Genomic DNA, 23710 nt, shown 5'->3' with positions numbered 1-23710 from the left:
CGTGACGAACGCAGGATTGGTCTTGACCAAGGTGGTGGGCCGTCCTATGGTCGCAGAGTTAGTGCAGGAACCTTTAATAAACAAGGGCGCGGAAAAGCCGCCGCTGACACGGCGATTGCGGAGGATCAGGGTGGGGACCACGCAGCTCGAATCAGTGCCGGAGCCGAAGTACTGGCACCTCAAGACCGTGATCGGTGAAGCGCTCGACTCGGACTTCGCGGTGGGCGAGATCCTGCCCAACGAACGAGATCTGGCCGCCCGCTTCGGAGTTGCCCGCGCGACCCTGCGCCAGGCACTCGAACAGCTCGAGCTCGAAGGACGCCTCCAGCGGCGCCGCGGCGTCGGTACCACCGTCGCTCCTCCGCGCGTCGGCGTGGACGTCTCCACCACCGAGCACGCGTGGCCCGGCTCGGCGCAGGACTCCTGGCAGTCCGTCGACTGCACCCGGGCGGTGCCGCCGGCCGCGGTCGCACGGTTCCTGGACACCGGCGCCGACGAAGAGACGTACGTCGTGCGCAGGCTGCGCGTCAGCCACGGGCAGCCGGTCGCGGCCGAACTGCTCTACGTGCCGGCCGCATCCGTCGCCGAGCTCTCCGCCATCGACACGCCCTCCGGGCCGGCCCGTGCGCGTGCCGTCCTGCGGGAACTCCAGCGCCGCGAACTCGACGGCCAGGACCGCGCCGTGGAGCTCGGCTCCGCCCGCGCCGACGACGCCAAGGAGCTCGACCGGCTGCCGGGCGCGCCCGTGCTGATGGTCACCACCCGCTACTTCTCCGCCGGCAGGACGGCCGCGCTGTCCGTCGCCACCTACCGGGCTGACACCTGCCGGCTCACGTTCGGTGACTCGGGTGATGTCGAGATCAGGCACCACGACGAGGAACGCCGCGCCTCCTAGGACACGATTCCGGAACGCCGCGCCTCCTGGGACACGACCAGGAACGCCGCGCCGAAGCCCGACCTGGTACGCGCACCCCGTCCCTGCACGGCCCGTCGCACGAGCTGAGGCTCAGCGGCGGGCCGTCACCGTTCCCTCCACGGCGAAGAGTTCCTCCTCGACGTGGTCGAGCGCCAGCCGCAGCGCGCCCGTCGCCACCGCCGCCTCACCGAGCAGGGACAGGGCGACCCGCGGCGGCCGCAGACAGTAGCGCGACAACTCATCGCGCAGCGGGTCGAGTACACCGTCCAGACCGGCCGCCCAGCCGCCGATCACCACCAGTTCGGGATCCAGCGCCAGCACCAGGGCCGCCACATCGTGGACCAGACGCTGGATGAAACGCTCGACGGCCTCCTGCGCCCGGGTGTCGCCGCCCTTGGCGAGTGCGAAGACATCGGCCACGGCCTGCTCGTCCAGCGGATGCAGCGGCTCGTCCGTCGTCGACAGCAACCGCTCCGGGGTCACGTCACGCCCGAGCAGATGCAGCGCGCCGATCTCGCCCGCCGCTCCGCCGAAGCCCCGGTGCAGCCGCCCGCCGATCAGCGAACCGGCACCCGGGCTGAGCCCCGCCAGGACGAAGACGAGGTCGTCGGAGTCCCGTCCCGAGCCCTTCCAATGCTCCGCCACCGCGGCCGCGTTGGCGTCGTTCTCCACCAGCACCGGACAGCGGAACGAGCGCTGGAGCCGCTGCCCGAGCGCGAGTCCCGTCCAGCCCGGCAGCGCGGTCCCGAGCCGTACGGTCCCGTCGGCCTCCACGATCCCCGGTGAGCCCACCCCCACGGCCCGCAGGCTGTTACGGGCGATCCCGGCCCGGCGCAGGACATCGGCGACCACCAGCCGCACCCGCTCCAGCCGGTCGTCCGCGCAGGCGGTCTCCGACACCTCCCGGGACCCGGCCCCGATGATGCGGCCGTCCAGGCCGGACAGCAGGGCCGCGACCCGGTGGGGTCCGATCTCCACGCCCAGCAGATGGCCGGCCTCGGCGCGGAAGCGGAATCGCCTCGCGGGCCGTCCCTGGCGGCGGGCCGCACCCTCCTCGGGAACGGACTCGACGACCAGGCCGGCCTCCATGAGACCCTCGACCACGCCTTCGACGGTCGGCCGGGAGAGCCCGGTGATCCGCGTCAGGTCCGTGAGCGTGGGGGAGCCGGCGCCTCGTAGCGCATGCAGTACCACCGCGGAGTTGATCCGCCGCAGCAGCGACGGGTCTCCGCCGGTCAGCCGCCCCACTGTGTGTCCTCCCAGCTCGAGCGCGTGTTCTGCCGGATCGTACTCGCTGGCCGTACGACGTGCACGGTCGGTGCAAGGGGTGCAACGGTGGGTCGTCGCGCGCCGTCCCGCCTTCCTTGTCTGACGGACAGCCATATGTCAGTGCAGGCAGCTTTACTGGGGACATGACCACGGCACGGCACCTCGAGACGATCGACCTGCTGCGCTCCCGGCAGTTCGCCGCGGAGCCCGGACCGTCGGACGTCGGCTCCGAGGGCCCGGGCTTTCACATAGCGGTGCTGGGCGGACATCCCGATCCGGGTGATCCGTACGCCGTCGCGGGACCCGACGCGGACCTCCGCGCGGAAGCGGAACAGCGCAGGGCGGAGCACGACGCCCTGCTGGACGCTCTGGACCGCCGCTGGGGCGATGCCTCGCTGTGCGATCTGACCGGCACACAGCTGCGCGCCGCCCGGACCGCGCCCGGCGAGCCGGGCATACCGGAACCGTGGCTGCGCCTGAGCTCCACCGTCCCCTGGCTCCATCTCTGGCGCGTCGAGGGCCGGTGGATAGGCGTCGGACTCTCCGAGTTCCAGCTCCTGGCCGTCGTCACCGTGAGCGAACCGCCCTGAACGGTGTCCGGGAAGGCCGCGGCTCAGGAGGACTCCGCCGCCGCGCGGAGCCGGGCGTACTCCTCCGCCATCGTCTGCGCCGTCCAATGGGCGTTCAGTCCGCTCGGATTGGGCAGCGCCCAGATCCGTGTCCCGCCGATCGTGCGCTCCTGCGGACCGATCCTGGCCTTCCGGTCGCCGAAGGCCGTGCGGTAGGCCGTGACCCCGACCACCGCCAGCCACCTCGGCCGCAGCCGCTCCACCTTGCCGGTCAGCAGGCGCCCGCCCTCGCGGAACTCCTCGTCGCTCAGCTCGTCGGCGCGCGCGGTCGCCCGCGCCACCACGTTCGTGATGCCGAGCCCGTAGGTGAGCAGCTCCCGCTGTTCGGACGGCTTCAACTGGCGGGGTGTGAAGCCCGACCGATGCAGTACGGGCCAGAACCGGTTGCCGGGGCGGGCGAAGTGATGACCCGTCGCCGCAGACATGAGGCCCGGGTTGATCCCGCAGAACAGCACATGCAGACCGCCCGCGACCACATCGTCGATGACGCGGTCGCGGGCGGCCTCCAGTTCGTCGGGTGTCAGAGGATCGACCCCGGGGTGTAGCCCGCTGCCGCGGGGTGCTCCTTGACGACGGCCTCGATCCGGCCCACCACGGCGGCGACCTGGTCGGCGGCGGCACCCGTGAACGACAGCTTGTCGGCCATCAGGGCGTCCAGCTGCCCGCGGTCCAGCGGGATGCGCTCATCGGCAGCCAGCGTGTCGAGCAGCTCGTTGCGCTCGGCGCCCTGTTCCCGCATCGCGAGCGCGGCGGCGACGGCGTTCTCCTTGATGGCCTCGTGCGCCACCTCGCGGCCGACCCCTGCCCGTACGGCGCCCATCAGCACCTTCGTGGTGGCGAGGAAGGGGAGGTAGCGGTCGAGCTCCCGGGCGACGACGGCGGGGAAGGCACCGAACTCGTCCAGCACCGTCAGGAACGTCTCCAGCAGACCGTCGAACGCGAAGAACGCGTCCGGCAGGGCCACCCGGCGCACCACGGAGCACGAGACGTCGCCCTCGTTCCACTGGTCGCCCGCCAGCTCCCCCGTCATCGAGGCGTAGCCCCGCAGGATCACCATCAGGCCGTTCACGCGCTCGCAGGAGCGGGTGTTCATCTTGTGCGGCATCGCGGAGGAGCCGACCTGGCCCGGCTTGAAGCCCTCGGTGACCAGTTCGTGCCCGGCCATCAGCCGGATCGTCTTGGCGACGGACGACGGCGCTGCGGCCAGCTGGACCAGCGCGGAGACGACGTCGTAGTCGAGGGAACGGGGGTAGACCTGGCCGACCGAGGTGAACGCGTGGGCGAAGCCCAGATGCCCGGCGATGCGCCCCTCCAGGTCGGCGAGCTTCGCCGCGTCCCCGCCGAGCAGGTCGAGCATGTCCTGAGCGGTGCCGACCGGGCCCTTGATCCCGCGCAGCGGGTAGCGGGCCAGCAGGTCCTCCAGCCGTCCGTACGCCACCAGCAACTCGTCGGCGGCGGTGGCGAACCGCTTCCCGAGCGTCGTGGCCTGGGCGGCGACATTGTGCGAGCGCCCGGCCATCACGAGCTCGGCGTACTCGGCGGAGAGCTTGCCGAGGCGGGCCAGTACCGCGACGGTACGGTCGCGCATCAGCTCCAGGGAGAGGCGGATCTGGAGCTGCTCGACGTTCTCGGTCAGATCGCGGGACGTCATGCCCTTGTGCACGTGCTCATGACCGGCGAGCGCGTTGAACTCCTCGATCCGGGCCTTCACATCGTGGCGCGTGACCTTCTCGCGCTCGGCGATGGAGGCCAGGTCGACCTGGTCGACGACCCGCTCGTAGTCGGTGAGGGCACTGTCCGGCACCTCGATCCCGAGGTCCTTCTGCGCGCGCAGCACGGCCAGCCAGAGCTGCCGCTCCAGCTTCACCTTCTGCTCGGGGGACCACAGGACGGCGAGCTCCGCGGAGGCGTAGCGGCCGGCCAGGACGTTGGGGATACGAGGCTTTGCAGTCACGTGTACGGATTCTACTGGCGGTTTGTGCAGGCCAGCGTGCCGCCCCGGTTTGTGGCTTGCTACGAGGGCTCGTCCGTGCGCGGGAACTCGTAGGGCAGCAGCTCCGGCCGCTTGGGCGGCAGACCGTCGCCCGATGACCGGCCGGTGAGCCGGCGTCCGATCCACGGGCCCAGATACTGGCGCGCGAACTGCACGTCGGCGACCCGGCGGGCGGTCCACCGCGCCTGCACGGCGGGCGGCAGCGGCGAGCGCCAGTCGTCCTCGGCGTCGAGGCCGAGGGTCTGCCAGACGGCCTCGGCCACCCTCCGGTGTCCTTCGGCCGTCAGATGCAGCCGGTCCACGTCCCACAGCCGCTGGTCGCCGAGCGCTCCGGAGCCGTAGAGATCCACCACGAGAGCACCGTGCCGGGCGCCCAGCTCGTCGATGAAGTCGAAGAGCTCCTCCATGCGGGGGCGGAAGCGCTCCATCACCGGCCCGTTGCGGCCGGGGCTGCGCATCAGCACCAGCTGACCGCAGGACGGGGTCAGCTTCTCCACGGCCTCTTCCAGCAGACCGCGGACATGGCCCATGTCGCACTTGGGGCGCAGGGTGTCGTTCAGCCCGCCCACCAGCGTGACCAGATCGGGTCGCATGGCGGCGGCGACATCGACCTGCTCGTCGACGATCTGCTTGATGAGCTTTCCGCGGACCGCCAGGTTGGCGTAGCGGAACCCCTCGGTGCGGACGGCCAGCCGGCCGGCGAGCAGATCCGCCCAGCCCCGGTAGGTCCCGTCGGGCATCAGGTCGGACATGCCCTCGGTGAAGGAGTCGCCGAGCGCGACAAAGCTGGTGTAGTTGGCATGCATCTCCATGGCGGAAGGATCCTACCGCGCGGTAAGGTCCGTCGGTTCCGTACCGGGAGGGAGCCCTGTGAGCGACGCGCTGCTGAACGCGCTGACCGAAGCGCTGGCCGATCTGGTGACCTCGGTCGCCACCTGTGACGACGATGTGCTCGACCCCGACACCGCGGTGAAGTGGCTGGAGAACACCGGCTATCTCCTGGGCCGGCTCTCGCCCGCCGACCGCGGCGCGCTGTCGGCCCTGCTCCGGCAGACCGCCGCCCGCCGGCCCGACGGAGGGCTGCGCGACGACGTGCTGCGCATCTGCGAGGACTTCGGTATCGACGACGACCAGCACGAGCTCTACTGCGACGCGGTGGAGGACCTGGGGCGGCGCTTCGTGCAGACCGTACGGGACGTGGACCCGCAGACGCCGGTGCCGACCTGCCCCGGCTGGACCTTCGCCGACCTCGTACGGCACCACGGGACCACCCACCGCTGGATGGAACATCTGGTGCGCACCCGCGCCGCCGAACGCGTCTGGTCGAAGGACGTGCCACTGGACCTCCCGGACGACCCGGGCGCGTACCCCCAGTGGCTGGCCCGCAGCGCCGAGGCCTCGGTCCGTACGATGCGCGGCGTCGACCCGGACACCCCGATGTGGTCGCACGGCGCCGACCAGCGGGTGCGGTTCTTCCCCCGCCGGCTGCTCTTCGAGGCCCTCGTCCACCTCGCGGACGCCGAACTCGCCCTGGGCCAGGAGCCGCGGATCGCCCCGGGAACGGCGGCCGACGGGATCGAGGAGTTTTTGGAGAACCTGCCCTGCTACCCGTGGCTCGCGGAACCCGTCGGCGTACTCCCCGAGGGCTCGGTGCGGCTGGTGGCCACGGACACGGGGGCGGGCTGGACCGTTTCGTTCGGCGGGGGCGGGTACCACTGGACGGGCTCGGCCACGGGTTCCGGCCCGGCGGTCCCGGCCCGCGTCGGGCCCCCGGCCGCGGCCCGCGTCCAGGGACCGGCGGGTGACCTGCTGCTTCTCCTGTACGGCCGGTACCGGTCCGACGACCCGCGCTTCGGTGTGTCCGGCGAGCGCGCGACACTCGACGCGTGGCTCCGGGCGACGGCGTTCTAGGGCGGGCTCAGGTGGACGAGGCATCGTGGAGCGCATCCCTTCGCGCCCTGTTCGGGGAAGGCATGTTCGCGGCGGTGGGGGCGCGGCGGCACGCGGACTGGAATCCGGACGCGATCGATGTCATGCGGCTGAGGACGGACGACCCCCGTCGCCTGCCGAGGCTGATCACGGCCCCCGGCGGGCGCCGTTACGACACCGGCCCGGACAACCCGTTCACCGCCGTCACGCCGGCCGCATTCGACTCCGTCTTTCCCGTGGCCAGGAAGGGTGCCGAGCAGCTGCTGGTCTCCCTCCAGGACGACTGGTTCCAGGTGGACGGCATTCCGGATTTCGCAGAGCGGGAGCGAGAGCTGATCTCCCACGCGAGTGGCGTCCTGGAACGGTTCGGACGGGACGCTCTGTACTTCACGAACGTGTCAGCAGCGCGTGATAACCCCCACGCGGACATGTTCCGCCGCGAGGGTTCCTCTGAGTGTTTCACCGAGCACGTGATGGACTGCGGCGTCATCGCTGTGTCCGCCGAGGAAGTCGTCTTCTGGAGCTTCACGATCGACTGAGACCCGGCCGCGAGCTGCCCTGTGCAGGCGGCCGGTCCCTGATCGTGCGAGGACCGGACCGGGACCGGACCGGCCGCCGTCAGCGGCTCGATCCGGTCCCGTCGACAGGCGGGCAGACCCTAGTCCCGCCGGCCCACCAGCTCCCGCAGCACGTCCTCCATGGTCACCAGGCCCACCGGGGAGTCGTCCTCGTCCAGGACCGCCGCCAGGTGCGTACGGCTGCGGCGCATCGCGGTCAGTACGTCGTCCAGCGGCGTCGCCGCACGGACCCGGGCGATCGGCCGCAGCGCCGTGACCGGGAAGGGCTCGTCGCGCGGAGCCGCGTCCAGGGCGTCCTTCACATGGAGATAGCCGAGGATGCGGCGGCCGTCGACCACCGGGAAACGCGAGTACCCGGATTCGGCCGCCAGGCTCTCCAACTGCTCCGGGGTGGTCCCCGCCTGCGCGTACACCACCTGCTCGACCGGCCTCACCACGTCCCGCACGGGACGGCGCCCCAGCTCCAGAGCGTCGCGCAGACGTTCCGCCGACCGGTCGTCCAGCAGGCCCGCCTCTCCCGCGTCCCGCACCATCCGGGCGAGTTCGTCGTCCGAGTAGGTCGCGGCCACCTCGTCCTTGGCCTCGACCCTCAGCAGCTTCAGCAGGGCGTTGGCGCAGGCGTTGATCGAGAAGATCACCGGGCGCAGCGCCCGCGCGAGCGCCACCAGCGGCGGGCCGAGGAGCAGAGCGCTGCGGGTCGGCTCCGCGAGAGCGATGTTCTTCGGCACCATCTCGCCGAGGAGCATGTGCAGATACGTGGCCACGGCCAGCGCGATCACGAACGAGATCGGGTGCACCGCACCGTGCGGCACGCCCACCGCGTCGAACACCGGCTCCAGCAGATGCGCGATCGCGGGCTCGGCGACGATGCCGAGCACCAGGGTGCACAGCGTGATGCCGAGCTGGGCCGCCGCCAGCAGTGCCGACACATGCTCCAGGCCCCAGATGACGCTGCGGGCCCGCCGGTCGCCTGACTCCGCATGGGGCTCGATCTGACTGCGGCGCACCGAGATCAGCGCGAATTCGGCGCCGACGAAGAAGGCGTTGACCACCAGGGTCAGCAGACCGATGAGAAGTTGGATCGCGGTCATCGTCCGGCCTCCACGGGCTCGTCGGCCGAGGGGAGCGGAGCGTGCATCAGCACCCTCGCGGCACGCCGCCCGGAGGCGTCCACGACATCGAGGCGCCAGCCTTCGAGGTCGATGCGGTCACCCTCGACGGGGATGCGTCCCAGCTCGGTGGCGATCAGACCCGCGAGCGTTTCGTACGGGCCTTCCGGCACCCGCAGGCCGATGCGCTCCAGCTGGTCCGTGCGGGCGGCGCCGTCGGCCGACCACAGGGTGCGGCCGTCGGCGTCCTGGCCAGCGGGTGCGAGGTCCGGCGTCTCGTGCGGATCGTGTTCGTCCCGCACCTCGCCGACGACCTCCTCGACGATGTCCTCCATCGTCACGACACCGGCCGTGCCGCCGTACTCGTCGATGACGACGGCCATCGTGGACTTGCCTGCCAGCCGGTCGAGGAGCCGGTCGACCGTGAGGGTCTCGGGCACCAGCAGCGGCTCGCGCAGCAGCTCGGTGACGCCGCGGCGGGGCCGGTCGTCGGCCGGTACCGCCAGGACGTCCTTGATGTGGGCGATGCCGACGACGGTGTCGAGGCTGCCGCGGTAGACGGGGAAGCGGGAGAGCCCGGTGGCGCGGGTCGCGTTGGCGACGTCCTCGGCCGTGGCCTGCACCTCCAGCGCGGTGACCTGCACGCGCGGGGTCATCACGTTCTCCGCGGTGAGCTCGGCGAGCTTCAGGGTCCGGACGAACAGCTCGGCCGTGTCGGCCTCCAGGGCGCCGGCCTTCGCGGAGTGACGGGCCAGGGCGACCAGTTCCTGCGGGCTGCGGGCCGAGGCGAGCTCCTCGGTCGGCTCCATGCCGAGCCGGCGCAGGATGCGGTTGGCCGTGTTGTTGAGATGGCTGATCAGCGGCTTGAAGGCGGCGGTGAAGACCCGCTGTGCGGGGGCGACCACCTTGGCCACGGCCAGCGGGGAGGAGATGGCCCAGTTCTTCGGGACCAGTTCGCCGACGACCATCAGCACGACGGTGGACAGCGCGGTACCGAGGACGAGAGCCACCGAGGAGGCCATGGAGGGCGAGAGCCCGGCCGCTTCGACCGGACCGCGGATCAGCTTGGCGACCGAGGGCTCGGCCAGCATGCCGACGATCAGGTTGGTGACGGTGATGCCGAGCTGGGCGCCCGAGAGCTGGAAGGTGAGGCTGCGTACGGCCTTGAGGGCGCTCGCCGCGCCTCGCTCACCCCGCTCGACGGCCTTCTCCAGGTCGGCGCGCTCGACCGTGGTGAGCGAGAACTCCGCCGCGACGAAGGCGCCGCAGGCCAGTGAGAGCAGCACGGCCACGAGGAGCAGGAGCACTTCCGTCATCGGGTCACCTCCGTCCCATGATCGGACAGGGGGAGGAGGAATGCGCGATGTCTGCTACTGGGAGGCTCGCCCATGGACGGACGCTCACACCTTTCATACGGAGAGTGATGGTTCACCCATGGTAAAGGACCGGCAAAGTCATTCGGGACGGGAGGGGCCCACGAACGGTTTCACCCAGCGTCGCCAGTGGTCCTCCCTCCGGTACCCGGCGGCCGCCCATGCTCCGTGTGCCTGTTCGTTGGCTTCCAAAACCATGGCATCGCCACGGCGTCCGCCGACGGCGGCGAACCGGCGCTCGGCCGCCTCCAGCAGAGCTCGCGACACACCGCGTCTGCGGTGGGAGGGGAGGACGGCGAGCCGGTAGAGGGAACACCGCCATCCGTCGTACCCCGCGATCACGGAACCGACGAGCAGGCCGTCGGACTCGGCGAGGATCAGTGCCTCGGGGTCGCGGGAGATCAGCCGGGTGACGCCGTCCACGTCGTCCGTGACGCTCGTCCCCTCGGCCGCCTCCTTCCAGAAGACCAGAACTCTCGTCGCCTCGTCCGGCCGGGCTGTCCGTATGCGCAGATCGATCACGGGCCGAGCCAAGCACGCGGGGGAGCGGGCCTGCCACCGGCTTTCAGGGTTCGAGACACCGCGTCGTCTCGGCTTCCGCGCCGTTCAGCCGTTGCGCAGTTCGTCCATCACCGGGGCGAACGTCTCCAGGTACGGGTCGAGGACGCTGAGGTAGCTGAAGCCGTAGCGCTCACGTTGCTCGCGCAGCCGGCCGGCGATCGCCTCTACCGTCCCGACGGCCAGCAGGGGCACGTCCAGCACCTGCTCGACACTCAGATGCGGGACCCGGGGCAGCAGCTCCTTGACCGCGGCTTCGTGGTCGTCGGTGACGGCTACGTGCTGGAGCAGCAGATTGAGCTCCTGCTCCTCGGACCGTCCGCCCGCCATCCTGCGGTAGGCCGCGATCCGTCCGTCGACCTCCTCGGCGGTGAGCACCTGGAGCCCGTCCTTGGTGTCCCGGGCGCCGGTGAACGCGACGATGTCGGCGTGCTCCGCGGCGAGTTGCAGGACCTTGTCCCCGTTGCCGCCGATCAGCAGCGGAGGACGGGGTCGTTGGGCTGTCATCGGCAGGTGTCCGTCGTCGTGGAGCAGCCGCTCCAACTCCTCGACCGTGTACCGCAGATGCGCAACCCGGCCACCGGGGGTGCGGAACTCCAGCCCGGCGCGGTCGTGTTCCTCCTCCACATAGCCCGCGCCGATGCCGATCTCCAGCCGGCCGCCGGTGAGGGCGTCGGTCGTGGCGATCTCGCGGGCGAGCAGCGCCGGGTTCCAGAACGCGGCGTTGAGCACGAAGGTGCCGAGCCGAGGACGCTCGGTCACCTCGGCGGCGGCCATCAGCGCGGGAAACGGCGCCATCATGCCGAGGTGGTCCGGTACCTGGATCACGTCGTAGCCGAGCTCCTCGGCCCGCCGGCACTTCCGGCGCCACTCCGGGCCGTCGGTGGGTGTCAGCATGTTCACCGCGATGCGGAACGGCCTGGGCATCGACTCTCCTTCACAACGGCGGTCCGGTGAGGCGCGGTCGGCGGTCCGCGGTCCGGTGAGGCGTTGCCGGCCCGTCCGTCCCGGCGGTCGCCGCCGGGACCCGCCGCTGCCCGGTGGCCGGGTCGTCCGGCCGTCCCGGCCCGCGCTTCTCCTATTCGTGGGCGATCGCTGCCAGCACGTTCATCCGCGACGCGCGGAGCGCCGGCAGTACCGCCGCCGCGAGGCCGACGACCACCGAGCCCACCACCACCGCGATCACCGTGCCCCACGGCACGGCGAACGCGGTCAGGCCCTCCAGCGCCAGCACCTGCTGGACGGCCACTCCCCACACCATGCCCAGCGCCAGCCCCAGCAGTGCCCCGAAGACCGCGATCACCACGGACTCCAGCCGGATCATGCGCCGCAGCTGCACCCGGGAGAGGCCGATCGCGCGCAGCAGTCCGATCTCACGCGTCCGTTCCACCACCGACAGGGCGAGGGTATTGACGACCCCGAGCACCGCGATGACGATCGCCAGCCCCAGCAGCGCGTAGACGAGGTAGAGCATCACGGCGATCTGCTGGCGGATCAGTTCCTTGTAGTCGGCCTGGTCGCGCACCTGCACCTGGGGATACGGGTCGAGCGCGGCTTCGAGACCGGTCCGCAGCTCGTCCGTGGCGCTGCTGTCGGCCGCGTTGACGAAGACCGCGGCGTCCTGGCCGCCCGGCAGATACTTCTCGACGGTCGCCAGACCCATGAACAGAGCGCCCTCCATGCCCGGCCCGCCCGTCTGGTCCATGTCGGTGAGCGCCCCGACGGTCAGCCGGGCCTGCCGCCCGCCCGGGAACTCGGCCGGCAGCACCGACCCGATGCGCACCCGGTGTTCGGTGGCGTACGCGAGGTCCATGGCGATGCTGTCGGCGGCCAGCGCGGTCGCGGTGGTTCCGCTCGCGTAGGTGATGTTGGCGGCCTCGTCCAGCTTCGGGTCGTACCCGGAGGCCGTCGACTCCACCCGCTTGCCGTCCGGCAGGGTCAGCGCGAGAGGCGCGAAGCGCTGACGCACGACCGTTCCGGCGCCCTCGACGGCCTTCACCTTCTCGGTGATCTCCTGCGGGAAGGGCATGAAGGTGCTGTTCTGGACGACGAAGTCGGCGCCGAGCGTCTTGTCGATCTGGTTGTCGAACGACTCGGTCATCGAGGCGCTCGCGATCGACAGTCCTCCGACCAGGGCCAGCCCCACCATCAGCGCGGCGGCCGTCGCGCCCGTACGCCGTGGATTGCGCAGGGCGTTGCGCTGGCTCATCCTGCCCACCGAGCCGAAGACCTTGGGGAACGCCCCGCCCAGTACCCGGATCACCGGGCGTACGAGGAGCGGGCCCGCGACGATCGTGGCGATCAGCGTGAGCACCACGCCGAGTCCGAGCAGCAAGGAGGCACTCGCCGTCCGGTCGCTCACCGCGCAGCCGGCGAGCGCGGCAGCACCCGACGCGGCCATGAGGGACCCGGCCACGGCACGGACCTTCAACGGCCGCCCCACACCCTGGACTTCGGCGTCGACGAGCGCTGCCATCGGGGAGACCCGGGCGGCCCGGCGGGCCGGCAGATACGCGGCCAGGAAGGTGACTCCCAGGCCCACGGCGTACGCCGACACGGGAGTCGCCGGCCCCACGACCATCTCGGCCGCGCTCAGATTCATGCCGAACGCGCTCATCAGCGCGATGAGCCCGGCCGCCAGTCCGACGCCTGCGGCGAGGCCGAGCGTCGAGCCGACCAGTCCCAGGAGCACCGCCTCGGTCAGCACCGAACGGCGGACCTGGCGGCGGTCGGCCCCGAGTGCGCGGAGCAGCCCCAGTTCGCGGGTGCGCTGGGCGATGAGCATCGAGAAGGTGTTGACGATCAGGAAGATGCCCACGAGGACGGCGATGCCCGCGAAGCCCAGCATCACCCACTTGATCACGTCGAGGAATCCGCCGAGCTGCGCCGCGTCGGACTCCGCTTGTTCGTCGGCGGTCTTGAGGTCGTAGGCGTCACCGAGTTCGGCGGCGACCCGCTGTTTGAGCGTGTCGTCGCTGACACCCTCGGCGGCGTCGACCGAGATCGAGGTGGCTTCGCCGGGCTTGCCCAGCACCTTGGCCTGGGCGGTCGGCGTGTCCAGGAAGACCAGCGCCGCACCGGGGTTGGTGGTCCGGAACGTCGCGATGCCGACGATCTCGACCCGGAAGGAACCGGGCTGGGCGAGGAGCGTGAGGGTGTCACCGATGCCCAGCTTCGCCTTGTCGGCGGTGTTCCGGTCCAGCAGCGCCTCGCCGCCGCCGCGCGGCGCGCGGCCGCTGGTGAGCTTCACGGGGCTGCGGTCGGTGACGTACCAGTTGGTGGCGATGGTGGGCGCGCCGCTGGTGGGCCCGACGGGCTCGTTGCGGTCGTCGACCACCGTGATGTTCTCGACGGCCGCGTCGACGTGGGTGCCGGCGACCCCGTCGATGGCGCCCACCCGGTCCGCGAGCGAGGCCGGCACGGTCCGTACGACCCCGGTCGGCAGACTCTCGCCCACACCTTCCTTCGGCGCGATCGTGACATCCGCGGACGTGGAGGCGAACAGGCGGTCGAAGGTGCGGGAGACGGTGTCCGAGAAGATCAGTGATCCGCTGACGAAGGCGACGGACAGCACGATCGCGAGCATCGACAGCAGCAGCCGGCCCTTGTGCGCGAAGAAACTCCGCAGTGTCGCTCTGAGCACGGCGCGCCCTCAGTCCTTGGCCAGGGGGTCGGCCCCCGCGGCCGGTGGTTGCGTCCGGCCGCCGGAGAACAGGCGCATCCGCTCGAGCACGGCCTCGGCCGTCGGCTCCGGCATCGTGTCCACGATCTGCCCGTCCGCGAGGTAGAGCACCAGATCGGAGTGGCCCGCGGCCCCCGGGTCGTGCGTGACCATCACGACCGTCTGGTCGAGGTGGTCCACCGCTTCGCGGAGGAATCCGAGGACCTCGGCGCCCGCGCGGGAGTCGAGATTGCCGGTCGGTTCGTCGGCGAAGATCAGCTCCGGGCGGGACGCCAGGGCACGCGCACAGGCCACCCGCTGCTGCTGTCCGCCCGACAGCTGCGCGGGCCGGTGCCGAAGGCGGTCGCGCAGCCCCAGGGTGTCGATGACCCGCTCCACCCACTCCTGGTCGGGCTTGCGCCCGGCGATGTCCATGGGGAGGGTGATGTTCTCGGCGGCGGTGAGGGTTGGCAGCAGATTGAACGCCTGGAACATGAAACCGATCCGGTCCCGTCGAAGCCTGGTCAGCTCGCGGTCGTTGAGCCCGGTGATCTCCGTGTCCCCGAGCCACACCTGGCCCGCCGAGACGGTGTCGAGTCCCGCGAGGCAGTGCATCAGCGTGGACTTGCCCGAACCGGACGGGCCCATCACCGCCGTGAACCGCCCGCGGGCGATGTCGACGTCGACGGCGTCCAGAGCGCGGACGCTCGTCTCCCCGCTCCCGTACGCCTTGGTCAGCGCCCGGGCCCGCGCGGCGAGCGGAACACCCGCGGCCCGGCCGTGGGTGGGTGCAGTGGCAGGTGTGGACATGGCCGCCTCCTGGGTCGTGCCGCTCCGACTCGCTCCGGTGCCCTACAACGTGCTGAGACTCAGGCTTCCTGAGACTAGAGAACGGCCAGTGGTGCCCGGTATCCGTCGCAGGGCCCGGTTCTCGGGGTTGATGTAAGGGGCAACCGAGTGGTGTTCGAGGCGGTGTTCGCCGGGGGAGCCCGCGGGGCGGACGTACGCGTCGCCGCCGTCAGCCGAATCGAGCCGTCATACGCCGTCACGGGCACGGCAGTTGGTGACGCAGAGGTGAGCCGCTGTCCCCGATCAGCTCTCGGCGACCGGACGGTACGCCCTGCCGAGGACGCAGGGAGAACTCGGCACCTGCATTCCCTGCTCCGGCACCCGCAGCCGCCGGTGCTCACCCAGCTCGAACCCGGCCGCCTCGATGGCCGCGAGGGTGTCCCGCGAGGTGTGACAGCCGCCGAACAGCAGCGGCCACACCGTACGGTCCACGAGCCGCTGGGCCCGCGCCATTCCCGGGGTCCCGGCGCGGCCGTGCTCGAAGAAGCGCAGCTCACCCCCCGGCCGCAGCACCCGCCGGATCTCCGCCAGCGCCCGCGGCAGGTCCCGTACGGAGCACAGCACCAGCGACACGACGGCCGCGTCGAACGCCTCGCTCTTCACCGGCAGCGCCTCGGCCGCACCCGGGACCACATCGACCGGGACGTCGGCGCGACGCGCGGCCTCGACCGCGAGCGCGCGCAGGCTGCGCTCGGGCTCCAGAGCGACGACCTCCGAGACGGCGGAGGGATAGTGCGGGAAGTTCAGACCGTTGCCCGCACCGACCTCGATCACCCGCCCGGAGAGTCCGGTCAGCAGCTCCCTGCGGTGCTGCGCGATGCTCTTGTCCGCGGCCACACTGAAGCGGGCGTAGAAACGGGCGAACAGAGGATGGTGGACGGCGTCCCGGGGCACTGCGCTGCTCCGCAAGGGCATGACGGTCTCCTCGGGGGGTCGGTGTGTCCGGGACGGCGGGCGCTCACCGTCATTCTCCCCCCGGGGCGACGAAGCAGAACTCATTGCCCTCCGGATCGGTCAGCACCTGGAACCGGCCGTGGTCGTCGGTCGTGACCGGGCCCAGCCGTACGGCACCGAGCGCCACCGCCCGTTCCGCCGCCTCGTCCACATCGCCGGCGTCGAGATCCAGATGGATCCGGTTCTTCGCGACCTTGCCCTCGGGCACACGCTGGAACGCGATCCGCGCGGACCCGGGCGGATCGATGGACGACCAGTCGGCACTGCGGTCCACCGGCTCCCCGCCGAGGAGCGCGGCCCAGAAGCGGACCAGCCGGGCCGGATCGTGGCAGTCGAAGACGATCTCGTCGATACGCGCGCGCATCCGGTCAGCGTACGACCGGGCCGAACGCCGCCGCGTCCCACGACCCGCCGAGCACCGGAGCGAGCCAACCCCCGGCGCGGGCCCGGAAATCCGCGGGCGCGAGGGCTCCGGACCCCTCCGGTACGGCTCCGAGCAGCGGAGCTCCGGCGGCCTCGGGGAGGTCCGTCAGATTGCACCGCTCGGCCAGCCCCGGATCCGCGGGCCAACTGCCGACGACCACGCCGAGTTGCGCGAGCCCCCGCGCGCGCAGAGCCTCGCCGGTCAGCGTGGTGGCGTTGAGCGTGCCCAGTCCCGCCGTGGTGACGACCAGGACCGGAGCGGACAGCAGCCGGGCGGCGTCGGCCAGCGTCCCGCCGTCGTCGTCGAACCGGACGAGCAGTCCGCCCGCGCCCTCGACGAGAACGAGGTCGTACTCGGCGGCCAGCTTCTCCACGGCGTCGGCCACCTCCTGAGGCCGCACCGGCGCGGCCCCGGCCCGCCGGGCGGCGGTGGCGGGGGCGAGCGGTTCGGGGTACCGGGCCAGTTCCACCCCGAACACGTCGCCGGCGAGCCGCGCGACTTCGGCGAGGTCGCCGGGCTCGTCGCGCCCGACGCCGGTCTGCGCGGGCTTGACCACGGCCACCGTCCGCCCCTGCGCGAGCGCGAGCGCGGCGACGGCGCCGGTGACGACGGTCTTCCCGATCTCCGTCCCGGTTCCCGAGACGACGACGACTGCCATGGTGCCCCTACCGCCCATCTGTTCACCGGCGCCGAAGCGCCCCTCGTTCCCTTGCGCGATGTCGCCGCGCTTCGTGCCCGCGTCCCGGACGGTGCGTCAGTCCGCGTGCCGGTACGCATGAGTCCGCTGCCCCGGCCCTGCCGGTCCGGGCCCCGGACTCGTCACCCCGCGGCCGCGGCCGCGCACACCGCCTCGCACACCCGGGACAGATCCTCGTCCCCGGTCACGTACGGCGGCATCGTGTAGATCAGGTCCCGGAACGGCCGGAGCCACACCCCGGCGCGCACCGCGGCCTGAGTCGCCGCGGCCATGTCCACGTCGTGATCCAGCTGGACGACGCCGATCGCTCCCCGCACCCGGACGTCCTTCACCCCGGGCAGGTTCCGTGCCTCCGCCAGGCCGTCCCGCAGGCCGGTCTCCAGGCGCTTGATCTCCTGGGGCCAGTCCTGCGCCAGCAGCAGATCGATGGAGGCGTTCGCCACCGACGCGGCCAGCGGGTTGGCCATGAACGTCGGGCCGTGGGCCAGCACCGGCACATCGCCGCGCGAGATCCCGTCCGCCACCCGTGAGGTGCACAGCGTCGCAGCCATCGTCAGATAGCCGCCGGTCAGCGCCTTGCCCAGACACATCACATCCGGCGACACCCCGCCCTGCTCCGCGGCGAACAGGGTGCCGGTGCGCCCGAAGCCCGTGGCGATCTCGTCGAAGATCAGCAGCACACCGTGGGCGTCGCACGCTTCTCTCAGCACCCGCAGATATGCGGGCGAGTGGAACCGCATGCCGCCCGCGCCCTGCACCACGGGCTCCACGATCACGGCCGCGAGCTCGTCGGCGTGCCGCTCGACCGCCTCCCGGAGATGGTCCGCGTACACCTCGTCGAACTCCGCCGGCGGCGCGTCCGCGAAGACCTGCCGCGGCAGCACCCCCGACCACAACTCGTGCATCCCGCCATCGGGATCGCACACCGCCATGGGCTGCCAGGTGTCACCGTGGTACCCGCCGCGCCAGGTGAGCAGCCGGCGCTTCTCCGGGCGGCCCGTGGAACGCCAGTACTGGAGGCACATCTTGACGGCGACCTCGACCGACACCGACCCGGAGTCGCACAGGAACACGTGCCGCAGCGGCTCGGGAGTGATCTCGACGAGCCGCGTCGCGAGCCGGACGGCGGGCTCGTGGGTGAGCCCGCCGAACATCACATGGCTCATGCGGTCCAGCTGATCGCGTGCCGCGTCGTTGAGGACGGGGTGGTTGTACCCATGGATGGCCGACCACCACGACGACATCCCGTCGATCAACTCGCGCTGCCCGTGGGCGGGTTCGGCGAGCCTCAGCCGTACCCCGGACGCGGAGTCCACGACCAGCGGGTCGCTGCGGCCCGGCATCGGACCGTACGGATGCCAGACATGGGCCCGGTCCAGGGCGACCAGCTCGTCGTGGGGCACTCGTTCAGGCATGAGGCGCCTCAGGCATTGGGAGCGAGGTCGGTGCCGGCGCCGCGGCGGCGCACGGAGACCAGATCCGTGCGGGCGGCGTTGGCCTCCGCGCGGGCCTCGGCCGGTGCTTCGGCCGGAGCGTCGGACGACTCGCCGCCGCACACGGAACCGCAGCCGCCGCCCTGCCGGTGCTTCGGCAGGGTCGTCGTCTCCGCGCCCTCCACCTCGAACCCGGCGTCCGCGATCATGTCGAGGTCCGCCTTGCCCGCCTGGCCCTCACTGGTCAGATAGTCACCGAGGAAGATCGAGTTCACCAGGTTCAGGGCGAGCGGCTGCATCGACCGCAGATGGACCTCACGGCCGCCCGCGAGGCGCACCTCGACGTCCGGGCAGACGAACCGCACCATGGCGAGAATCCGCAGACAGCGCTGCGGGGTGAGGTTCCACTCCTTGGCCAGCGGCGTGCCCTCGAAGGGGATCAGGAAGTTCACCGGCACGGAGTCCGGGTCGAGCTCACGCAGCGAGAAGACCACGTCGACGAGATCGGTATCGCTCTCGCCCATGCCCGCGATCAGACCGGAGCAGGCCGACAGGCCCGCGGCCTGCGCCTGGTGCACGGTGTCCACGCGGTCCGCGTAGGTGTGGGTGGTCGTGATGTCCCCGTACGTCCCCTCGGACGTGTTGAGGTTGTGGTTGTACGCGTCGGCGCCGGCGTCCCGCAGCCGCTCGGCCTGTCCCTGGGAGAGCAGCCCGAGGCACGCGCAGACCTCGACGTCCTCGTTCTGCTCCTTGATGGCCTCGATGGTCTTCGAGACACGGTCCACGTCCCGGTCCGTCGGGCCGCGGCCGCTCGCGACCAGGCAGACGCGCTTCGCGCCGCCCGCGACACCCGCGGCCGCCGCCTCGGACGCCTCGTCGGGCTTCAGCCAGGTGTACTTGAGAATCTCGGCCTTGGACCCCAGCCGCTGGGAGCAGTAGGAGCAGTCCTCGGGACACAGCCCCGATTTGAGGTTCACCAGATAGTTGAGCTTCACCCGGCGCCCGAACCACTGACGGCGTACCTTGCCGGCCGCGGCCACCACTTCGAGCAGGTCGTCGTCTGAGGTCGCCAGTACGGCGAGCGCCTCTTCACGGGTCGGCAGCTCGCGCCGCAGCCCCTTCTCCACCAGCGTGTTCAGCAGGTCCATGCGCCAGATCCTGACGTACGGCACACGTCCCGGCCAAGGCGGAACCCGACAACAGAGCCCGAATGAGGTGTGTGTATGGCCACATCGGTTCCGCGAGCCGGCCCGGTTAGGGTCTGTGCGCTGCCTACAAAAAGGACCGGACCACCATGACCCAGGATCCTTTCGACTGGATCGACGACGAGTCGCGCCGCCGTGCGAGCGCGGGTCTCGTCCGGACGCTCCGGCCCCGCGACGCCGACTCCGAGCTGCTGGATCTTGCGGGCAACGACTACCTGGGTCTGACCCGCCGGCCGGAGATCACGGCCGCGGCCGCCGAGGCGGCGCAGCGCTGGGGCGCCGGCGCCACCGGCTCCCGGCTCGTCACCGGCAGCACCGCGCTGCACGCCGAACTCGAACGGGAACTGGCCGCGTTCTGCGGATTCGAGGCCGCCCTCGTCCTGTCCTCCGGCTATGCGGCCAATCTCGCCGCGGTCACCGCGCTCAGCGATCGCGGGTCGCTGATCGTCTCGGACGCCGGCAACCACGCCTCGATCGTCGACGGCTGCCGGCTCTCCCGCGCGGAGACCGCGATCTCCCCGCACGCCGATGCCGAGGCCGTCCGCAAGACGCTCGACGCGCACCCCGGCCGGCGTGCCCTCGTCGTCACCGACTCCGTCTTCTCCGTCGACGGCGACGCCGCACCGCTGCCCGCTCTGGCGCAGGCGTGCCGGGAGCACGGCGCCGCGCTGCTCGTGGACGACGCCCACGGCCTGGGCGTCCTCGGGGAGGGCGGCCGGGGAGCCGCGGCGGCCACCGGCCTCGCGGGCGACGAGGGGGTGGTCGCGATGCTGACCCTCTCCAAGTCGCTCGGCAGCCAGGGCGGCGCGGTCCTCGGCCCCGCGCGGGTCATCGACCACCTGGTCAACACCGCCCGGACGTTCATCTTCGACACCGGACTCGCACCGGCCGCCGCCGGCGCCGCCCTGGCCGCCCTGCGGCTGCTGGGCCGCGAGCCGGAGCTCGCCGGGCGGGCCCGCGCGGTCGCGGGGACTTTGCACGGGCGGCTGACGGCCCTGGGACTGAGCGCCGTACGCCCGGACGCGGCCGTGGTGTCCGTGCGGGCGCCCTCCCCGGAGGCGGCGCTGCAGTGGGCCGCGGACTGCCGGGCGGCAGGTCTGGGCGTCGGCTGCTTCCGCCCGCCGTCGGTCCCGGACGGCATCTCGCGGCTGCGGCTGACGGCCCGTGCGGATCTCACGGACGAGCAGATCGCGTGGGCTGTCGCCACCATCGTGGAGACGGCTCCGGTCGGCTGACACCACCGAACGCCGCCGTCCCGGCCCGCCGCGGCCGGGGTACTCCCGTTCGCCCCCGTCGTGGCCCGCGGACACGTTCGACGGCCCCGCCGCGCCGGTGACCAGGGACGGGAGGGCGCGGGGCGGATCCGGTCCCGCGTAGCAGAGTTCACCGCTTCGAGCGACAGATATCTACATATCTTGGTGGATCGCCACCTCTGGCACGGTGATGAGTGGCACTCTGGCGCGAAGCGCAATCCGCGGCCGCCCGCGCATCATCCGCCACGAGTTGGAGCCCGGCCGCGGTGGGAAAGGGACAGCGTCGCCATGGCCGACCTTCAGGAAGCCTCCGTCACTCTGCCGAGCGATCCCGCCTCGGTTTCCGCGGCCCGGAAATTCGTTACGGACATCCTCTCCGAGTGGGGTCTCCCGGTGGACGACGAGGCAGGCGACACGGTCCGGCTGATCGTCTCCGAACTGACCACGAACGCCATCCAGCACACCTTCGGCCAGTCACCGACCTTCACGGTCGATCTGCGGCTGGAGCGGGACGAGGAACTGGTCATCGGGGTCACGGACAGCCACCCGCGCTGGCCGCAGCGACTGCCCGCCGCCGTACGGCAGGACAACGGCAGAGGCATGATCATCATCCGCAGTCTCACGGCGGAGTGCGGTGGCCGGCTCTCGGTGACCCCGACGGCGGAGGGCGGCAAGACGGTCTGGATCGCTCTCCCGTGGACGGCGCCGGTCCCCGGCTGAACGACGACCCGGCCGGTGGGTCTCCGGTGACGTGGCGCTGGAGCCGCCTCATCCCGTCGCGCGGCCCTGCGCAGCAGGGCCCGTAGGGAAGCAGCCGCCGGACTCGACCAGGTCCCCGCGGTGCGCCACCGAGATGGTCCGCCGGAACACCGCCGGCTCCAACTGCCGTACGCCCGGCGCAGCGGGGGCAGGGAAGCAGTCGCCGGACTCGTTCGTTCCCGCGATGGGTCACCGAGATGGTCCGCCGGAACGTCATCGGCTCCAACTGCCGTACGCCCAGCGGCGTGACCGCCATGGAGCCACCGTCTCCGGTACCACCGCCACCCCGCCCGGCTGACCAGGGCGTAGCCCGGTGTCTCGCACACCACGGCGGGCATGGCACCTGCCCGGGCCGGCGCCCTCTCGACGCCTTTGCGCGGTGGGTGCGAAGGGGCATCGCTGTTTAACGGCCGTACCGCCGGCTTCCGACCGAGGGGTTCCTCGCCCATGTGCTGAACCCGAAGGCTCCGGTGCGCTTCCTCAGCCTGCGGCCGCAGTTCGTGCTGGCGGGGGCCTCCGTGCTGCCGCGCACGTTGCTGCCGGCGACGATCGTCGTCCCACCGGCCCTGGTCCGGTTCCCTGTGGTGGCGCCGCTGGTCGACCGGCTCGGCCCATAGCCGCGCGGGCCGCGGGTCACCCGTGCCGTGGAGCACGTCACCGGCGGCACGCTCATGGCGCTGGGCGCGACACTCCTCGCCCAGCCGCCGGCGCACTGACGCCGGCGGGCGCCACCGGAACCGGGCGTAGCCGATGCGCGGCGCCATCGAGACCGGGCGCACCGGCGGGACGGGACAACCGCCCACCGGTACACCCTCAGTGGCGTGCCGTCAGCCGACGCGCCCGTACCAGACGCTCTTGGTCCAGATCTTTTCGAGCTTCACCCAGGAACCTGTCTTGGGGGAGTGCCAGATCTTCCCGCTGCCGGCGTAGATACCCACGTGATAGACGCTCCTGCCGGAATGGAAGAAGACGAGGTCGCCCACCTGCCGTGAAGAGGCCTTGATATGACGCGTCTTGTTGTATTGCTGCTGGGCCGTACGGGGGAGCTTCTTGCCCGCCTTCTTGTACGAATACAGCGTCAGGCCCGAGCAGTCGAAGCGGGAGGGGCCCATAGCGCCGTACTTGTACGGCGCGCCCTTCTTCGACGCGGCCACCTTCAACGCCTTGCCGGCGTGGGTGGTTGCTGCGCACGCCTCCGACGAGGCACCCGGCACGAGCATGGAGCCGCCGACGGCGGCCAGGGTCAGGGCCGATACGGCACCCGCCCGTGTCATCAAGAACGGGACATGCTTCTGCGCAGTCATGCGCAACCCTTCGTCAGCCGCCTGTGAAGGATGACCTGTCGGGTTCGGGCGGACGAAGGTGCCCGGCTGCATAGTGCGGCTTCACCCCGAGGGACGGCCGGACTTTCCGGCTGCCCCGTGTTGCTCGGGTCCTCCACTCCTGCCGAAGCACTTCTGTCGACCAGACGTCCGGATCGGCGGCAGGACTCGGCGTCCGCCCGGACCGCCCCGCCGAGGTGACGGGGGCTTGTCGTCCCAGGGATCTTGACCCATGGCGCGCCGGATTTCCGAGCTGAAACGGCGATATGTGAGTTTCGCCACCACTCACCTGTTCGGGTGGACAGGGGTTCATCGCGGCTCGCCGCGCGACGGCCGAGGACGCCCGCACCAGCACCGGAATGAGTCATTCCGCCAAATCGGTGGTCATGGTGCGCAAGTTGACCGTAGGCAAAGATGGTGCAACGGCTCCACCGAATGGGGTAGGGAATCTCATACCCATTTGGCGGTTGACTCGATCCGAGGGGTCGTCAGTTCTCCGTCGGAGGCGGCAAGGTCACCCGTCGCGTCCTCCGATCGCCGTCAAGAACCCGCAGCGCCTGGCCGAGAGTCGCCGGGTGAACCTCGCTCTCGCCGCGCAGGTGCATGAGCGTCAGGGCGTCCCGCAGGGCGCTCGCCCGGCCGACGAGCGCCTGGGCCGCGCGCAGTGCGCCGTACGTGTGGGTGGAGCGGGCCGGATTGATCCGCCCCAGCAGGTCGACGACCTCGAGATAGCTGTCGATCAGTTCGCCCTCGGCGCGTGTTAGCGCGGGCAGTGGTGGCAGTTCGGGCAGCAGCATCG

24 protein-coding genes and 1 riboswitch are annotated in these 23710 nt (G+C 71.4%); of the genes, 7 read left to right on the top strand and 17 right to left on the bottom strand.

All coding sequences use genetic code 11. From position 1 onward, the window contains the following. Positions 1-130 precede the first annotated feature (130 nt). Positions 131-895, top strand: coding sequence for a GntR family transcriptional regulator (locus OHA05_RS04820; RefSeq protein WP_313949099.1), 765 nt, complete (start codon positions 131-133; stop codon positions 893-895). Between the two features lie 111 nt (positions 896-1006). On the opposite strand, the gene OHA05_RS04815 is transcribed toward OHA05_RS04820, so the two are convergent. Further along, a complete protein-coding gene (locus OHA05_RS04815) occupies positions 1007-2164 on the bottom strand; it encodes an ROK family transcriptional regulator (RefSeq protein ID WP_328859900.1) in 1158 nt (385 codons plus the stop codon). Between the two features lie 164 nt (positions 2165-2328). Between OHA05_RS04815 and OHA05_RS04810 the strand changes: the two genes are divergently transcribed. Then, positions 2329-2775 carry a hypothetical protein gene (locus OHA05_RS04810; RefSeq protein WP_328859899.1) on the top strand — a complete coding sequence of 149 codons (447 nt, stop codon included), beginning with the start codon at positions 2329-2331 and terminating at the stop codon, positions 2773-2775. 23 nt (positions 2776-2798) lie between these two features. Here the strand turns inward: OHA05_RS04810 and mug are convergent, their stop codons facing one another. From mug to OHA05_RS04795, 3 genes are read right to left on the bottom strand one after another with little or no spacing between them, the layout of a single operon-like run. After that, a complete protein-coding gene (mug, locus tag OHA05_RS04805) occupies positions 2799-3338 on the bottom strand; it encodes a G/U mismatch-specific DNA glycosylase (protein WP_313949100.1) in 540 nt (179 codons plus the stop codon). After that, complete coding sequence (purB, locus tag OHA05_RS04800; protein ID WP_313947651.1) at positions 3335-4768, bottom strand: adenylosuccinate lyase; 1434 nt, start codon at positions 4766-4768, stop codon at positions 3335-3337. The genes mug and purB overlap by 4 nt, the downstream gene beginning before the upstream one ends. 59 nt (positions 4769-4827) lie before the next feature. Continuing rightward, entirely contained in the window at positions 4828-5619 is a 792-nt protein-coding gene (locus OHA05_RS04795; protein ID WP_313947652.1) for an SGNH/GDSL hydrolase family protein, read from the bottom strand. Between the two features lie 58 nt (positions 5620-5677). Between OHA05_RS04795 and OHA05_RS04790 the strand changes: the two genes are divergently transcribed. Next, a complete protein-coding gene (locus OHA05_RS04790) occupies positions 5678-6718 on the top strand; it encodes a maleylpyruvate isomerase family mycothiol-dependent enzyme (RefSeq protein ID WP_328859898.1) in 1041 nt (346 codons plus the stop codon). Between the two features lie 11 nt (positions 6719-6729). After that, positions 6730-7275, top strand: coding sequence for a hypothetical protein (locus OHA05_RS04785; protein WP_328859897.1), 546 nt, complete (start codon positions 6730-6732; stop codon positions 7273-7275). 119 nt (positions 7276-7394) lie between these two features. On the opposite strand, the gene OHA05_RS04780 is transcribed toward OHA05_RS04785, so the two are convergent. From OHA05_RS04780 to bioB, 11 genes are all read right to left on the bottom strand, one after another. Beyond that, positions 7395-8405: a hemolysin family protein gene (locus tag OHA05_RS04780; RefSeq protein ID WP_313947655.1), complete on the bottom strand. Its 1011-nt coding sequence runs from the start codon at positions 8403-8405 to the stop codon at positions 7395-7397. Continuing rightward, entirely contained in the window at positions 8402-9739 is a 1338-nt protein-coding gene (locus tag OHA05_RS04775) for a hemolysin family protein (protein ID WP_313947656.1), read from the bottom strand. Before OHA05_RS04775 ends, OHA05_RS04780 begins: the two co-directional genes overlap by 4 nt. A 138-nt stretch (positions 9740-9877) precedes the next feature. Further along, entirely contained in the window at positions 9878-10318 is a 441-nt protein-coding gene (locus OHA05_RS04770; RefSeq protein WP_313947657.1) for a GNAT family N-acetyltransferase, read from the bottom strand. A gap of 84 nt (positions 10319-10402) precedes the next feature. Beyond that, complete coding sequence (locus OHA05_RS04765) at positions 10403-11281, bottom strand: LLM class F420-dependent oxidoreductase (protein ID WP_328859896.1); 879 nt, start codon at positions 11279-11281, stop codon at positions 10403-10405. A 151-nt stretch (positions 11282-11432) separates the two neighbouring features. Next, positions 11433-13997: an ABC transporter permease gene (locus tag OHA05_RS04760; RefSeq protein WP_328859895.1), complete on the bottom strand. Its 2565-nt coding sequence runs from the start codon at positions 13995-13997 to the stop codon at positions 11433-11435. A gap of 9 nt (positions 13998-14006) precedes the next feature. Then, complete coding sequence (locus tag OHA05_RS04755) at positions 14007-14825, bottom strand: ABC transporter ATP-binding protein (RefSeq protein WP_313947660.1); 819 nt, start codon at positions 14823-14825, stop codon at positions 14007-14009. Between the two features lie 282 nt (positions 14826-15107). Then, positions 15108-15779, bottom strand: coding sequence for a class I SAM-dependent methyltransferase (locus tag OHA05_RS04750; protein WP_328859894.1), 672 nt, complete (start codon positions 15777-15779; stop codon positions 15108-15110). A 49-nt stretch (positions 15780-15828) separates the two neighbouring features. Beyond that, positions 15829-16182 (bottom strand): VOC family protein, encoded by a 354-nt coding sequence (locus OHA05_RS04745; protein WP_313947662.1) that lies wholly within the window; start codon positions 16180-16182, stop codon positions 15829-15831. Positions 16183-16186: 4 nt separating this feature from the next. Next, a complete protein-coding gene (bioD, locus tag OHA05_RS04740; protein WP_313947663.1) occupies positions 16187-16900 on the bottom strand; it encodes a dethiobiotin synthase in 714 nt (237 codons plus the stop codon). A 161-nt stretch (positions 16901-17061) separates the two neighbouring features. Then, positions 17062-18354, bottom strand: a complete 1293-nt coding sequence (locus OHA05_RS04735; protein ID WP_328859893.1) for an adenosylmethionine--8-amino-7-oxononanoate transaminase — start codon at positions 18352-18354, stop codon at positions 17062-17064. 8 nt (positions 18355-18362) lie between these two features. Further along, complete coding sequence (gene bioB / locus OHA05_RS04730; RefSeq protein ID WP_313947665.1) at positions 18363-19520, bottom strand: biotin synthase BioB; 1158 nt, start codon at positions 19518-19520, stop codon at positions 18363-18365. A gap of 146 nt (positions 19521-19666) precedes the next feature. Here bioB and OHA05_RS04725 point away from each other — a divergent pair, with 146 nt between their 5' ends. From OHA05_RS04725 to OHA05_RS04715, 3 genes are all read left to right on the top strand, one after another. After that, positions 19667-20812 carry an 8-amino-7-oxononanoate synthase gene (locus OHA05_RS04725; protein ID WP_313947666.1) on the top strand — a complete coding sequence of 382 codons (1146 nt, stop codon included), beginning with the start codon at positions 19667-19669 and terminating at the stop codon, positions 20810-20812. Positions 20813-21118: 306 nt separating this feature from the next. Then, entirely contained in the window at positions 21119-21550 is a 432-nt protein-coding gene (locus OHA05_RS04720; RefSeq protein WP_313947667.1) for an ATP-binding protein, read from the top strand. Between the two features lie 488 nt (positions 21551-22038). Next, positions 22039-22206 carry a hypothetical protein gene (locus OHA05_RS04715; protein WP_328859892.1) on the top strand — a complete coding sequence of 56 codons (168 nt, stop codon included), beginning with the start codon at positions 22039-22041 and terminating at the stop codon, positions 22204-22206. Positions 22207-22416: 210 nt separating this feature from the next. On the opposite strand, the gene OHA05_RS04710 is transcribed toward OHA05_RS04715, so the two are convergent. Both OHA05_RS04710 and OHA05_RS04705 read right to left on the bottom strand, forming a co-directional pair. Further along, positions 22417-22893 (bottom strand): C40 family peptidase, encoded by a 477-nt coding sequence (locus tag OHA05_RS04710; RefSeq protein WP_328859891.1) that lies wholly within the window; start codon positions 22891-22893, stop codon positions 22417-22419. Positions 22894-22896: 3 nt separating this feature from the next. After that, positions 22897-23053, bottom strand: a riboswitch (cyclic di-AMP (ydaO/yuaA leader). Positions 23054-23399: 346 nt separating this feature from the next. After that, positions 23400-23708 (bottom strand): hypothetical protein, encoded by a 309-nt coding sequence (locus tag OHA05_RS04705; RefSeq protein WP_313947669.1) that lies wholly within the window; start codon positions 23706-23708, stop codon positions 23400-23402. Between the last annotated feature and the right edge of the window lie 2 nt (positions 23709-23710).

Origin of the sequence: Streptomyces sp. NBC_00306 (genome assembly GCF_036169555.1) — a bacterium.
Classification (GTDB): domain Bacteria; phylum Actinomycetota; class Actinomycetes; order Streptomycetales; family Streptomycetaceae; genus Streptomyces; species Streptomyces achmelvichensis.
Note: the sequence above shows the minus strand (reverse complement) of the source record. Positions and strands in the feature narration are given on the sequence as shown.